This is a genomic window from Pseudomonas sp. EL_65y_Pfl2_R96 (assembly GCF_963970905.1).
Lineage (GTDB): Bacteria > Pseudomonadota > Gammaproteobacteria > Pseudomonadales > Pseudomonadaceae > Aquipseudomonas.
In genome coordinates, this window is the sequence record NZ_CAXAQH010000012.1 from 23,726 (window position 1) to 37,128 (window position 13,403).

At 56.5% G+C, this 13,403-nt stretch carries 13 protein-coding genes, 1 tRNA gene and 1 pseudogene; 11 read left to right on the forward strand and 4 right to left on the reverse strand.

Translation table 11 applies throughout. The features are described 5' to 3' along the window. Positions 1–38: 38 nt before the first annotated feature. Positions 39–1,433, reverse strand: a complete 1,395-nt coding sequence (gabP, locus tag AACY49_RS14385) for a GABA permease (RefSeq protein WP_258698005.1) — start codon at positions 1,431–1,433, stop codon at positions 39–41. A 552-nt stretch (positions 1,434–1,985) separates the two neighbouring features. Here gabP and AACY49_RS14390 point away from each other — a divergent pair. The 10 genes and pseudogenes from AACY49_RS14390 (at position 1,986) to AACY49_RS14435 (ending at position 10,486) form a co-directional block, all read left to right on the forward strand. Continuing rightward, on the forward strand, positions 1,986–2,759 hold the full coding sequence (locus tag AACY49_RS14390) for an ABC transporter ATP-binding protein (RefSeq protein ID WP_007897462.1): 774 nt from the start codon (positions 1,986–1,988) through the stop codon (positions 2,757–2,759). 13 nt (positions 2,760–2,772) lie between these two features. Beyond that, entirely contained in the window at positions 2,773–3,519 is a 747-nt protein-coding gene (locus AACY49_RS14395; RefSeq protein WP_339524585.1) for an ABC transporter substrate-binding protein, read from the forward strand. Positions 3,520–3,597: 78 nt separating this feature from the next. Next, entirely contained in the window at positions 3,598–4,293 is a 696-nt protein-coding gene (locus AACY49_RS14400; RefSeq protein WP_223488539.1) for an ABC transporter permease, read from the forward strand. Then, positions 4,290–4,979, forward strand: coding sequence for an ABC transporter permease (locus tag AACY49_RS14405; RefSeq protein WP_007897471.1), 690 nt, complete (start codon positions 4,290–4,292; stop codon positions 4,977–4,979). The genes AACY49_RS14400 and AACY49_RS14405 overlap by 4 nt, the downstream gene beginning before the upstream one ends. Beyond that, a complete protein-coding gene (locus tag AACY49_RS14410; protein WP_339524587.1) occupies positions 4,960–6,192 on the forward strand; it encodes a methyltransferase in 1,233 nt (410 codons plus the stop codon). Before AACY49_RS14405 ends, AACY49_RS14410 begins: the two co-directional genes overlap by 20 nt. A gap of 300 nt (positions 6,193–6,492) precedes the next feature. Beyond that, positions 6,493–6,640, forward strand: a pseudogene (locus tag AACY49_RS14415) (FkbM family methyltransferase); the annotation flags it as partial. Between the two features lie 119 nt (positions 6,641–6,759). Next, a tRNA-Thr gene (locus AACY49_RS14420) sits at positions 6,760–6,835 on the forward strand. A 165-nt stretch (positions 6,836–7,000) separates the two neighbouring features. Continuing rightward, positions 7,001–8,329 (forward strand): tyrosine-type recombinase/integrase, encoded by a 1,329-nt coding sequence (locus tag AACY49_RS14425; protein ID WP_339524590.1) that lies wholly within the window; start codon positions 7,001–7,003, stop codon positions 8,327–8,329. Positions 8,330–9,233: 904 nt separating this feature from the next. Beyond that, complete coding sequence (locus AACY49_RS14430; protein ID WP_258698009.1) at positions 9,234–10,214, forward strand: integrase domain-containing protein; 981 nt, start codon at positions 9,234–9,236, stop codon at positions 10,212–10,214. After that, positions 10,211–10,486: a hypothetical protein gene (locus AACY49_RS14435; RefSeq protein WP_140894128.1), complete on the forward strand. Its 276-nt coding sequence runs from the start codon at positions 10,211–10,213 to the stop codon at positions 10,484–10,486. Before AACY49_RS14430 ends, AACY49_RS14435 begins: the two co-directional genes overlap by 4 nt. A 68-nt stretch (positions 10,487–10,554) precedes the next feature. On the opposite strand, the gene AACY49_RS14440 is transcribed toward AACY49_RS14435, so the two are convergent. Next, complete coding sequence (locus tag AACY49_RS14440) at positions 10,555–10,860, reverse strand: NIPSNAP family protein (RefSeq protein WP_258698010.1); 306 nt, start codon at positions 10,858–10,860, stop codon at positions 10,555–10,557. Between the two features lie 244 nt (positions 10,861–11,104). On the opposite strand from AACY49_RS14440, the gene AACY49_RS14445 reads away from it, so the two are divergent. After that, positions 11,105–11,551 (forward strand): hypothetical protein, encoded by a 447-nt coding sequence (locus tag AACY49_RS14445; RefSeq protein ID WP_258698011.1) that lies wholly within the window; start codon positions 11,105–11,107, stop codon positions 11,549–11,551. 573 nt (positions 11,552–12,124) lie between these two features. On the opposite strand, the gene AACY49_RS14450 is transcribed toward AACY49_RS14445, so the two are convergent. Together AACY49_RS14450 and AACY49_RS14455 are read right to left on the reverse strand one after the other, a co-directional pair. Next, positions 12,125–12,403 (reverse strand): hypothetical protein, encoded by a 279-nt coding sequence (locus AACY49_RS14450; protein WP_258698012.1) that lies wholly within the window; start codon positions 12,401–12,403, stop codon positions 12,125–12,127. Positions 12,404–12,780: 377 nt separating this feature from the next. Further along, on the reverse strand, positions 12,781–13,401 hold the full coding sequence (locus AACY49_RS14455; protein WP_258698013.1) for a hypothetical protein: 621 nt from the start codon (positions 13,399–13,401) through the stop codon (positions 12,781–12,783). Positions 13,402–13,403: the final 2 nt, after the last annotated feature.

A 13,403-nucleotide genomic window follows, 5' to 3' on the forward strand; every position in this document is an offset into this window, starting at 1 on the left:
ATCACTGACAGCGGCCGTTTTGCGTCACGCGGTATGAATCAGTTCAGCACCACCGCGCCCACTTTCTGCAGCTTGCGACGGCGAGCCACAAACAACCCGGCAGCCACTACCAACACACTCAGCAAGCCAGTTGCGAGAATTTCCACGCGATGGGCGTCCTGGAACAGCATGATGGTCAGGGCCGCGACGATGAATACGATCACCGCATAGGTCAGGCCCGGGAACAGCCACATGCTGAAGGCGATTTTTTCACCGCGAGCCATACGCTGTTTGCGCATACGCAGCTGCGAAATCGCGATCACCAGGTACACCAGCAACGCGATGGCGCCGGAGCTGGCCAGCAGGAATTCGAATACAGCGGCCGGGGCCACGTAGTTGGCGAACACTGCAAGGAACGCAGCTGCGGTCGACAGCATCACGGCCCAGTAAGGTGTGCCGCTGCTGTTGGTGCGCTGGGAAACAGCCGGCGCATCGCCGCGTTTGCCCAACGAGAACATCATGCGCGAAGCGGTGTAGAGCGCCGAGTTCAAGCAGCTGGTTACCGCAACCAGAACCACGATATCGACGATCAGCTTGGCATTCGGGATGCCCATGCGCTCCAGCACAGTCTGGTAGGAACCGACGCTGGCAAGAATCGGGTCATTCCATGGCACCAAGGCCACAACGATGAAGATGGACACGAGGTAGAACAAGCCAATCCGCCAGATGACCGAGTTGGTCGCCTTGGAAATCTGCTGGCCAGGGTTCTTCGACTCCGCGGCCGCGATGGTCACGATCTCGGTGCCCATGAAGGAAAACATGGTGGTCAGGATGGCACCCAACACCGCGCCCATGCCGTTTGGCAGGAAGCCTTGAGTGTCAAACAGGTGCGACACGCCGCTGACCTGGCTGGTTGGCAGCAAGCCAAAGATCGCCAGAATGCCAAGGCCGATAAAGCCGATGATCGCCACGACTTTGACCAGGGCGAACCAGAATTCGAACTCTCCATAGTTCTTCACGCTGAACAGGTTGGTCACCGTTAGCAGCAACGTGATGACCAAGGTGAAAGCCCAGATCGCCACATTCGGGAACCAGGCATGCAGAATGGTCGCGGCGGCGTTAGCCTCCAGCGGAATGACCAAAACCCAGAACCACCAGTAAAGCCAGCCGATGGTGAAACCGGCCCAGTGACCGATCGCGCGATCGGCGTACGTCGAGAAGGAGCCGGTGTCTGGCGATGCAACAGCCATCTCGCCGAGCATTCGCATGACCAGAACTACCAAAGCACCGGCGGCGGCGTAGGCCAACAGCACAGCCGGGCCTGCAGCAGCGATGGCATGACCGGAGCCAACGAACAGCCCGGCGCCGATAACCCCGGCGATCGACAGCATGGTCACATGACGCGGTTTGAGCCCCTGTTCGAGGCCATTGGAGGAGCTTTGGCTACTACTCATTAAGACTACCTTTGCAAGGAAAGCGACGACGTCGGCCCGGTCTGACATTCCTTCTCGTAAAAAGAATCCAACAGGGCGTTTCTTATTCTGCACGCAATAATTGCGCCAAAATGTTTCATGCGCCCGGAAAACGGGGCCTGCGCATTGATCGAGCAGCCTTCGCAAGTCATTGAGATTAATGGCATTTCGCCAGAGCGTTACCCTGCCACCCACCTTAAGAACGAATCAGCACACCGGAAACACACCAAAAAATGCAGACACGCACAATAAAAGTGCAGATCTGGAACGTTTGGCCGGTTAGCGCTTCCAACACCCTGCCAAAGCTGGCAACATCGCGCCTTTTTTTACGCGACAGTCGCGCCAAAGCTTGTTCAAACGGCTGTTCGGTTGTTGATGGGGCGACAGTCTGCTGTACCGATGCGACAACCTGCCACAGGCCATCCGTTTACTGTCCGTAGCGCTGTTGGCTGCCATCCGAACGCTATGCTAGCTTGGCCGCCTCGCCAGGAAGGCCGCCAACAGCAGGAGCGCAACACACTATGAGGAACGCACATGGCCGAGGCCACGCCCGCGCTTGAAATCCGCAACTTGCACAAACGCTACGGACAGCTTGAGGTGCTCAAAGGCATCTCGTTGACCGCCCGCGACGGCGACGTGATCTCGATCCTGGGTTCCTCCGGTTCCGGCAAGTCCACGTTCCTGCGTTGCATCAACCTGTTGGAAAACCCGCATCAGGGTCAGATCCTGGTGGCCGGCGAAGAACTCAAGCTCAAAGCCGCCAAGAATGGCGAACTGGTCGCTGCCGACGGCAAGCAGATCAATCGTCTGCGCAGCGAGATCGGTTTTGTATTTCAAAACTTTAATCTCTGGCCGCACATGAGCGTGCTCGACAACATCATCGAAGCTCCGCGCCGCGTGCTCGGCCAGAGCAAGGCCGAAGCCATTGAAGTTGCCGAAGCCCTGCTGGCCAAGGTCGGCATCGCTGACAAGCGCCACGCCTACCCCGCGCAACTCTCCGGCGGCCAACAGCAACGCGCGGCCATCGCCCGCACCCTGGCGATGCAGCCCAAGGTGATCCTGTTCGACGAGCCCACCTCCGCCCTTGACCCGGAAATGGTTCAGGAAGTACTTAATGTCATCCGCGCATTGGCCGAAGAAGGCCGCACCATGCTGCTCGTGACCCATGAAATGGGCTTCGCCCGTCAGGTTTCCAGCGAAGTGGTGTTCCTCCACCAGGGCTTGGTAGAAGAACAAGGATCGCCACAGCAGGTGTTCGAAAACCCGCTTTCGGCGCGCTGCAAACAATTCATGTCCAGCAACCGCTAACGGAGCTACCCGCATGCAGAACTACAGAAAAATCTTCCTGGCCGCTGCCGTCACCCTGGCCTTCAGCGCCGGTGCCGCCGCCGAGACCTTGAAGATGGGCATCGAAGCGGCCTACCCGCCGTTCAACAACAAAGATGCCAGTGGCAATGTCGTCGGCTTCGACAAAGATATCGGCGATGCCCTGTGCGCCAAGATGAAAGTCGAGTGCAGCGTGGTTACGTCCGACTGGGACGGCATCATCCCGGCGCTGAACGCCAAGAAGTTCGACTTCCTGATCTCCTCGATGTCGATCACCGACGAGCGCAAGCAAGCGGTGGACTTCACCGCACCGTACTACTCCAACAAGCTGCAGTTCATCGCGCCGAAAAACGTCGACTTCAAAACCGACAAGGCTTCGTTGCAAGGCAAGGTGATCGGCGCCCAACGCGCGACCCTGGCCGGCACCTGGCTGGAAGACAACATGGAAGGCGTTGAAGTCAAACTCTACGACACCCAGGAAAACGCCTACCTGGACCTGACTTCAGGTCGTCTGGACGGCATCCTGGCCGACAAGTACGTCAACTATGAGTGGCTGAAAAGCGACGCCGGCCGGGCTTACGAATTCAAGGGCGACCCGGTGGAAGAAAGCGACAAGATCGGTATCGCCGTTCGCAAGAACGACCCTATCCGCGAGAAGCTGGACGCTGCGCTAAAAGAAATCGTCGCTGACGGCACCTACAAAAAGATCAACGACAAGTACTTCCCGTTCAGCATCTATTGATTCTGACCTGCCTGACCGGCGCCGTTCGCTGACGGCGCCAGTCCTTGGCATTGCCTGCCGCGATTTGAAAAGAAATCCATGATTATCGATCTCTACGGATTCGGCCCGGCGCTCGCCGCTGGTGCGCTGATGACTGTGAAACTGGCACTCTCGGCCTTGTGCCTGGGGCTGGTGCTCGGTCTGCTCGGCGCCTTGGCCAAGACTTCCCCGTACAAGCCGTTGCAATGGCTTGGCGGCACTTATTCAACGCTGGTTCGCGGTATCCCGGAATTGCTCTGGGTGCTGTTGATCTACTTCGGCACAGTCAACCTGATGCGCGCCCTGGGTGAGTTCTTCGGCAACCCCGACCTCGAACTCAACGCCTTCGCCGCCGGCGTGATTGCGCTGGGGCTGTGCTTCGGCGCCTACGCCACGGAAGTGTTTCGCGGTGCGATTCTGGCGATCCCCAAAGGTCATCGTGAAGCCGGCGTGGCCTTGGGCCTGTCGAAATTTCGCATCTTCACCCGGTTGATCATGCCGCAGATGTGGCGCATCGCCCTGCCCGGCTTGGGCAACCTGTTCATGATTCTGATGAAAGACACCGCGCTGGTGTCGGTCATCGGCCTGGAAGAAATCATGCGTCACGCGCAAATCGGCGTGACCGTGTCCAAGCAACCGTTCACCTTCTATATGGTGGCCGCCTTCATGTACCTGGGCCTGACCATTCTGGCCATGACCGGCATGCACTTTATGGAGCGACGCGCCGCTCGCGGCTTCGCAAGGAGCACCCAATGAACTGGGAAGTCATCATCAAGTGGCTGCCGAAACTGGCTCAGGGCGCGACGCTGACCCTGGAACTGGTGGCCATCGCCGTGATCGCCGGGTTGCTGCTGGCAATTCCGCTGGGCATCGCTCGCTCGTCGCGACTCTGGTACGTGCGGGCATTCCCCTACGGCTACATCTTCTTTTTCCGTGGCACGCCGTTGCTGGTTCAGCTGTTCCTGGTCTATTACGGCCTGGCGCAGTTCGACGCGGTGCGAAACAGCTCGATGTGGCCGTACCTGCGCGATCCGTTCTGGTGCGCTACCGCGACCATGACCCTGCACACCGCGGCCTACATCGCCGAGATCCTGCGCGGCGCGATCCAGGCGATTCCACCGGGCGAGATCGAAGCGGCCCGAGCGCTGGGCATGTCCAGGGCTAAAGCGCTGTTCTACATCATGCTGCCCCGTGCTGCGCGCATCGGCCTGCCGGCGTACAGCAACGAAGTGATCCTGATGCTCAAGGCCAGCGCCCTGGCCAGCACCGTGACCCTGCTGGAACTGACCGGCATGGCCCGCACCATCATTGCCCGCACCTACCTGCCGGTGGAGATTTTCTTCGCCGCGGGCATGTTCTATCTGTTGATGGCTTACGTGCTGGTACGCGGCTTCAAGCTGCTGGAACGCTGGCTGCGCGTCGATGCCTGCCAAGGGCGTTGATGCCTCTTACGTGCTGACGGGCGAGGCCCTGCTCGCCCGTTTCACTGCGCTGGATGCTTTTCTGACCGAGCATCAGGCGCTGTGGAAACCCCGACCGTTTACTCATCTGCAATTGCCCTGGGAAGCGTCCTACCCGGAATTGGCTCAATGGCTACGCGGGCGGTCGCTGGAGGATGCGGAAAACAGTCATAACCAACCGTGTTTGCTCGATGCGCCGGCGCCGTTTGCTTCATTGGCGGCGATGTCTCTTGAGCTGAGCGCAGTGGCTGAATTGCCGGCTCATGCACTCGAAGCGGCGGGCCATCGGTTGAATGTCGATGTACCAGGGCGCAAATGGCAGCAAATTGAAGCGTTTTCCGCTTGTTTGCAGTTTGCTCACGCGCCGACACATTGGCTGGATTGGTGTTCGGGCAAAGGCCATTTGGGGCGACGCCTGCTGCAAGCCGGGCAACAACTGACCTGCCTGGAATACGACCCGGCGCTGCTCGCCAGCGGCCAGACACTCAGCCAGCGTCATCAGTTGCATGCACTGCATGTCGAGCAGGATGTACTCGCGCCTGGCGCAGCCTCTTTATTGAACGCCAATCACACGCCGGTCGCGCTGCACGCCTGCGGTGATCTGCATGTGCGGCTGATCCAGCTCGCCAGCGCCGTCGGTTGCAAACAACTGGCCATCGCACCGTGCTGCTACAACCGGATCAGTCTGAACACCTATCAGCCGCTTTCCGGTGCGGCTGAGCGCTCCGACCTACACCTTTCCCTCGATGATCTTGCGCTGCCAATGAGCGAAACCGTCACCGCCGGCGCTCGTGTCCGACGCCAGCGCGACACCTCCATGGCCCGGCGCCTGGCGTTCGACCTGCTGCAACGGCAACTGCGTGGCGTCGACGAATACCTGCCGACCCCTTCCCTGCCCAGCGCCTGGCTGGACAAACCTTTCGCCGATTACTGCCGCGATCTGGCCGCACTCAAAGACTTATCCACAGTCGGCACGCCAGATTGGGCCTCGCTGGAAGCCGCCGGGTGGCAGCGATTGGCCGAAGTACGCAATCTGGAGCTGCTGCGAGGCCTTTTCCGACGGCCGCTGGAGCTGTGGCTGGTACTTGATCGAGCACTTTTCCTCATTCAGCAGGGTTACACCGTTCGTCTCGGCACCTTCTGTGAAACTCCACTCACGCCGCGCAATTTCCTACTCCTTGCAGAACGTCCTTAAACAGCCACAGCCTGTGGATAACTCTGTTGATGGAATTATCATGGATCCAATATCCACACTGTTTTATGCCCTAAACACTGCTGGTCATTTTTTGTTCACACAAATAAAAAACCCGCAAAACAGGCATTTGCGGACAAATGAGAACGAGTCTACAAAATCGTAATGAACAGGTAGTCGCCCCTAGTCCATTGTGCATAAGCATTTCATCAAAACGACATAACCGCCGAATAGCGGACACCCATAGCGGAAAATTGCGCCTTGTAGTGCGGCTATGAAAAAGAAAAATCTGACCAACAGGATCCGTGCAACCTGGACGACTTCCAGCTCTGCAAAGGCCACAACTTCAGCCACCCCATTACCAACACCCGAAAAACACCTCGCCACCGCCCTGCAACGCGCCGAACAAGCAGAAACGCAACTGCGAGCCATGCAAAACAGCCGAGCCTGACGCACCGCTCAGAAACTCAAGAAAGTGCTGGTTCGCGCCAGACCAAACGCCTGCGCAAAAATAGTCTGAATTCAGGGGTTTACAGAACCAACCCAATCGCTATAATCGTCGCCCAACACGCCGGTATAGCTCAGTTGGTAGAGCAACTGACTTGTAATCAGTAGGTCCCGGGTTCGACTCCTGGTGCCGGCACCACATTAGGCTCCATTGCATTCTACTGAATGCTCTGGAAGCCCCGAAAACCCGCCCTTTGGCGGGTTTTTTTCGTTCCAGGACCCTCTGTCGGGATCCAACAAAATCCCCCTTCCCCGAGGGTATGTTAGGGGTACTGCGATTTCCCGGTCAGGAGCGCGTACCCCTATGCCACGTCTTGCGATCCCTCTCAGCGACCTGCAATGCCGCACCGCCAAAACCCGCGAACGCGCCTACAAACTGTTCGACGGCGGAGGCATGTACCTTTTCGTCAAACCCAATGGCGTGAAGACCTGGCGCTTGAAGTACACCAAGCCCAGCGGCAAGGAAGGTACGCTCATCATCGGCAATTACCCCATCGTTACCCTTTCCGTCGCACGACGTAAGCGAGACGAAGCCAAGGCGTTGCTGCTCGACAACCTCGACCCAATGGAAGAAAAAAAGAAGGCCAAGATCGTAGCCCAGCGGGCGGCACTCCTTTTCGAAACCGTTGCCCTGGAGTGGCACGCCGACATGTCCCGTCGCTGGACCGAAGGCCATGCCAAAACCGTAATGAGCCGACTGCGCACCCACGTCTTCCCGCTAATCGGCCAACGACCCATCGCTGAACTCGATACCCATGACCTGCTAGAGATCACCCAGCGCATCAAGGAACGCGGCACCATGGATGTGGCGTTACGGGTACAGAACTACTTATCCACCATCATGCGCGGGGCCAAAAGGGCTCGGCAGATCACCATGAATCCTGCACTGGATCTGGCAGGCTCGATTCACGCGCCGCGCACAGTCCATCGCCCAGCCCTCTCCCCAAACCGCCTACCCGAACTGCTACACCGTATCGACAACTACAACGGCCGCGAGCTGACGCGCCTCGCCGTCCTGCTGACGTTGCATGTATTCGTCCGCTCCAGCGAACTGCGCTTCGCGCGATGGAGTGAGTTCGACCTCCAACGCGCCATGTGGGAAATCCCCGATACACGCGCACCGATTGAAGGGGTACGCAACTCCACACGAGGGACCAAGATGAACGGCGACATTCAAATGGTTCCGCTCTCGCCGCAGGTCATCGAAATACTGGAGCGCCTGCGCAGCCTCAGCCGCTTTTCAGAGTTGGTGCTACCGGGCGACCACAAGTACTGGAAACCCATGTCCGAGAACACGGTGAACACCATGCTCCGCAACGTCGGCTATGACACCAGCAAGGACGTGTGCGGCCACGGCTTCAGGACCATGGCCTGTAGCGCTCTGCTGGAGTCCGGGTTATGGACCGACGCTGCCATCGAAAGACAAATGAGCCACAAGGAACGCAACCGCGTGCGCGCCGCGTATATCCACAAGGCCGAATTCCTCGAACAGCGCAGGCTGATCATGGCGTGGCGGAGCAACTACATCGACGCCAACCGCCATGGGCATGTGACTCCCCACGAATTCGCTCACCCGGTCGGCGACAACATTACCGCCCTACAAAATAGCCATGGCGCATCCAAACGTGGGTAAGCCAATGAGATCACCGCAGTCCGCCCTTCAACGCGGGTCCATCCAAGCGGGGCTGCAAAGCCGCCCTGCTTGGACGGACCTCACTTAAAAAATCTAAAGCCCACGCAACTGTCTGTGGAAAACCACTGATTTCCACCGGTGGATAATTTCATCCACAGCCGCAGAACTCCCGAAAATTCGAGCCTTGACCCGAATTATCCACAGGCGTAGAAAAGATCGGGCAAAGCGCTGTCGTTGACAGCAACCCAGGTAGCCAGAACCTTTAAGGCTACGCCACACCGTGGTGGTTCTCCCAAAGTGCGATTAGCGTCCGGCGGCTCGCACGGTCACAGCGATGTGATGGATGCCTACTTCTACCAGAGTGCCACTGCGGCAACTCATACCCCTTTTTAGCTGCCCTGCAGCAACCTATCCGCTTGGCCATTTCCTTGCGCCAACCTGCGCCCGTCTCTTTCTTCCGGAAAGAGACGGGCGCTCCTACCGCTGCTGCAGCCCAGCTCGTACAAGGCTTTGCGGCATTCCCCCTCGTGACAATCGGCGTGACAAACACCGAAGTCACCATCAACAGCGATGCAGATGATGGTGCCGCAGCCCACGGAATGGACTGCACCTGACTGACAGTCAGGCACGCCCCGGTCATCGCTTCACTGCCTTCACCTGACTCAGGATCTCGCGGCGCCGGTCTCGTCAGCCAGCGCAGCCTCCACCCGCCCACTTCTTCGGAAGTGTTCAGGAGGCCAGATCATGAGATGCCCAAGCTCCCGGTCGTAAAGAGCCGCCAGTCCCGCGTTAGTGGACAGCCCTCACAGGTCGCAGGGGCCTTGATCCCTGATAACACTCAACATTCTTGGCGGGATGACGTGGGGAAGGTTTTAAAAGTTTTGGCTTCGAGAGGAGTTTGATCATGGCATTGGTCGGTAGACGGGATGGGCGGAATTTTGGCTATGGCCGGCAACTGAGTTATGCCGGACCGCAAGCGCTGCGCGACCTGTTTGGCGGCGGGCATTACGGCACGGTCAAGGCGCACAGTGATCGTTGGCAGGCGTTTGTACGCTGGTGTCGGTCGCAGGATGGACCAGGGTTTAACGATGCACGACAAATTGATCGGCAGACCTTGCTGGACTACGCCGGACATCTGCGTCAGCAAGTTGAACGTGGTGAGCTGGCCATCGCGACTGCGCAAAACCGGTTGTCCAGTGTGAATCGGACCATGGCCGCGCTTCGCGGTGATCAGTATGTGAAAGTGCCGAGCCCGAGCAAGGCACTGGGAATGCGGCGCACCAGTGTTCGTCGTTCAGTGCCGCAAGTCCAGGACCACGAACAGGTGAAGCGGATCGTAGAGGTGCTTTGCGAAGACCAGCAGCCACGCGCCGCGGCCATCGCTCAGTTAGCGCGAGCCACCGGTATGCGCTTGCGCGAGGCGATTTTGGCCGACCTTCCCCGTCTAAAACGTGAAGCCAAGCAATTCGGAAAGATCAACATCCAGGACGGCACCAAAGGTGGCCGTTCAGGCGTATCAGCACCTCGTTGGATTACGGTAAATGATCATATTCGTGACGCACTGAGGTTTGCCGAACAGGTCTCGCCCGACGGTAGCCGCAACCTACTTGCACCGAACGAACGCTACCTCGATTTCTTGCAGGGAATCGTCAGCCCCGCACGGAACATCATCCATAAGCACGACCTCAAAGGCTTCCACGAATTGCGGGCAGCCTATGCTTGCGAACGCTATGAGCAAATCACCCATCATCTCGCCCCCATCAACGGAGGCAATTGCTATCAACTCGACCGGCGCCTAGATCAGGATGCCCGAGTACAAATCAGCTATGAGCTGGGGCACGGCCGTATCGTCGTGGTGGCCGCTTACATTGGTGGTCGAGCGTGAGCACGGCATTCGATATGGATCTGTTCCTGGTGAGCGTCCTGACCGGGTCGTATACCACGCGTCAACGCCACCTGCGTCAGGCGAAGGCTATCCAAACAGCAATCGCTGAGCGCTGGCAACGCGACAATCCATGGACTTGGCAGAGAAAACACCTTGCGTGGTTTTTGAATCACCACCTAAACCAGCACACTGAATCGACGCGCTATTACTATTTGCTGACCATGCAATTACTCACTCATCGCTTAGGAAAACCCTGGCAGTTCAACCGCTAGACGAAGGTCAGAAAACAGCCAAAAGCAGCCTCTTTGGCGCGCCCACGCGCAGCCGAAAACACGTCAGTTCAATCAAGAATGGGACGAAGGAAACTGCGCTCGTAGCTCAGGATGAATTTTTGCTCGGTAGCCTGCGTCACCAATTGAACGCACTCAAGATCTACTCCGGCCTCCCTACGGTACTGCTCATAATCTGCCAGGCTGGAAAAGCTGAATAGACAGTAAGCGATGTTGTTGGCGCCTTCGGCTGGTAGAAAGTAGCCGTGGTGGTTTCCTCCCATACGGTTCACCACACGAATCCAATGACGAGAATAGCTTTCGAAAGCAGGGATCTGGTAGGGATCGATTACATACCTGACGTGGCAAGTGATCACTGGATCATTCCTTTGAAAATGAGGAAACCGCTATTCTACATATGCCATAAACTGAGTCGTCGATGGCAGTTTTGGGTCGATTTCAGCCCATATCAACAGGCAGCAATCGGCCCAGGAGCAGACCTACGGAATAATGTGCTGAACTCTGCACCACCCAGACTACAAATGCGAGAAAGCCTTGGAACCTAATTCAACGCCTGACCCGGTCGAAACGGCTGGACAACTAAGGGCACGTCGAGAGGCGATGCAAGCTGAGGCTGCATCGTTGCTCGGACAGATGCTCTTCGCGTTCTCGTGCGTCGATGTGAATTTAGGGCTCTGTTTGGCGTGGTTGGACAAGGGCACAAAATTGGAAACCTTATCGAATTCGATCGAAGGGCAGAGCATCCATACGAAACTCGAAATGCTTTCGACGCGAGTCGCAGAGAGCTTACCGGCCGACTCCAAACGCCGTGCGGCCTATGAACGCTGGATTGAGCGTGTGCATGCCGCTCGGGTACAGCGCAATCAGATGGTCCACGGTCGATGGGGCGTCGAGGCGCACCGTCACAAGATCGTCAATGTCATTGGACTTCCCTCCGGTGCGCAGCAATGCTTTGAATACAGCCTTGCGGAGTTGGCCGCGTTCAACAAAGAGTTGTGTGCATTAGAGCGAGAGCTAGCCAGGCTACGAACACACTGGCCCTTCTAGGCGGCTCGCCTGAAAGAGGCGGAATCACCGACTTCAATGTCTAGCGAAAACAGAGGATCCAGCACCAACACGGACACGTTAGCCACCGCCGAGTCTACAGGCTTTCTCAACGTCTGCTATCGGGATACAGCTACTTGCGCTTTGGGTCGAATGCGGTCATTGGCATGACCTTCGAGTAAAGCGAAGATAGGGATTCGAACCCCTTCCTACGTACGTCTAGCCCGCTTTATGCCAGAAAAATCGGCATTTTAGTTCTGTGTCGATGGCGTCTAGCGGACAACGGCGGCCTGGAATATGCCCTAATTTTGCCCTAAACGTCTCCGTGTGATTGGCGGCATTCGGCCGATCGTGACAGGCAGAAAACGGCCGATTCTGTTGAAAAAATCGGCCATGGTTTGCGCATCAAAAAAGTACGTGCCCGAGATTGAAATCTTTACTTTTGGCAGAGGCTTCCGGACTCGGATTTCACGTAGCTGCGTGCAAACAAGGCGTTTTCACCAGTCAATGATCAGGCCGTTTGGGCAGACCGACTTTTTCAACAGAATCGGCCAACAGCAGCCTCTCAAATGGGATCTACGAGGGTCGATTCACATCGTTGAGCCCAAGACGCCTAGTGATCTCGTCCAAGTTGCCTTCGGCCAGTAACATGTCATGGGCAAACTGAGCGGTTTGAGCCTTATATCGCTCCCATAGCTTCTGCTGCAGTGGTGTAGTCTGCTCGATTCCGGCCTCAATGAAGTCGATTGCCGTGGCTAGCTCCTCAAAAGCAACTGCACACCAAGCGGTGGACATTTTGCGCGGGAAGATCACTTCTGGTAACAGAGCAGCCTTACCAATCTTCGTCTCATTCATTTGCGTTTTCCTTAGTTTCAAAGCTGCATTGGTAAAGCCTTCAGTGAGTGCCCCGGCCAGTTTGACTGGGCAATGAACGCTTTCCGATTCAGCCCCGCAGGGCTGGTCGGATTGTCCGCGATCAGTCCGCCTTTTACCGGCTAGATGATCGGCCAACGGTCTGCTTCCGACCGAGGCTGTGTAAAAACGTTTTTGAGCGCGGCAGGTACTCAAAAACGGACTGGAAATCGCGACTTAACGTAGACGTGCACACTTCAATTTTGGCGAAGCGCTTTTACACACTCAGGACCAGAAGTGGACGCTCGCTACAGGTCAGAAGCAGAGCGGCCCACCTGTCACTCTTAACAAAATCACAAAACTATATCGCAACATTGGAGTCACACCTCCAGCATCAATTCCAAGCTTCTAATCCATTCATCGGATGCAGAGTATCTAGCGTAATAATCGCTTCTTTCAGCCGAAGTTAAATTTACAAAAAACGAAAAGAAATAATTGTCATTGTAGTAACCTTGGGCGCCCTGCATGTCACCTCCCCACCAAGATGGCTGGTAGCCTTCGAAGGCAATCCATGGTGGAGGTACTGCGAGTTTTTGTTTCTGCACCAGACTTAAAAACTCGATGCTGTTCGTGATCAGCCGAATCGTTGTGACATTAAATTCCTTGTATGATATTGAAGCTATGAGCGCTTCATCCTTAGGCTTGGCCTGATAACGCGTTGCGACGAGCTCATTGAAAATTTTTTCGTTAATAGCCGAAAATCTTTCATCGATGATTTTTTGAAACGCATCAACATCAGCCTTGTCTATAACGAACATAGAGTAATAAGCCGATATCCCAACAGAAGCTAATGATGTTGCAGTGGGGAAGCTGGGTATCTCGTGGGTAGCGTTATTTAAAGCCTTTACAAAAATTGATTTTAGTTCTGAAACGGAATACCCGACAATCTGTTCCTGTGGAGCAGGTTTAAGGAAGTCTTTCATGCGGCTAAATAAACTCATAT

What these genes read in the sequence shown, in the direction of transcription:
- AACY49_RS14425 (WP_339524590.1), top strand. Translation starts at nt 7,001, where the DNA reads ATGCCACGTCTTGCGATCCCTCTCAGCGACCTGCAATGCCGCACCGCC.
- AACY49_RS14455 (WP_258698013.1), bottom strand. Translation starts at nt 13,401, where the DNA reads ATGAGTTTATTTAGCCGCATGAAAGACTTCCTTAAACCTGCTCCACAG.
- AACY49_RS14410 (WP_339524587.1), top strand. Translation starts at nt 4,960, where the DNA reads ATGCCTGCCAAGGGCGTTGATGCCTCTTACGTGCTGACGGGCGAGGCC.
- AACY49_RS14390 (WP_007897462.1), top strand. Translation starts at nt 1,986, where the DNA reads ATGGCCGAGGCCACGCCCGCGCTTGAAATCCGCAACTTGCACAAACGC.
- AACY49_RS14405 (WP_007897471.1), top strand. Translation starts at nt 4,290, where the DNA reads ATGAACTGGGAAGTCATCATCAAGTGGCTGCCGAAACTGGCTCAGGGC.
- AACY49_RS14450 (WP_258698012.1), bottom strand. Translation starts at nt 12,403, where the DNA reads ATGAATGAGACGAAGATTGGTAAGGCTGCTCTGTTACCAGAAGTGATC.
- AACY49_RS14400 (WP_223488539.1), top strand. Translation starts at nt 3,598, where the DNA reads ATGATTATCGATCTCTACGGATTCGGCCCGGCGCTCGCCGCTGGTGCG.
- AACY49_RS14430 (WP_258698009.1), top strand. Translation starts at nt 9,234, where the DNA reads ATGGCATTGGTCGGTAGACGGGATGGGCGGAATTTTGGCTATGGCCGG.
- AACY49_RS14445 (WP_258698011.1), top strand. Translation starts at nt 11,105, where the DNA reads ATGCAAGCTGAGGCTGCATCGTTGCTCGGACAGATGCTCTTCGCGTTC.
- gabP (WP_258698005.1), bottom strand. Translation starts at nt 1,433, where the DNA reads ATGAGTAGTAGCCAAAGCTCCTCCAATGGCCTCGAACAGGGGCTCAAA.
- AACY49_RS14395 (WP_339524585.1), top strand. Translation starts at nt 2,773, where the DNA reads ATGCAGAACTACAGAAAAATCTTCCTGGCCGCTGCCGTCACCCTGGCC.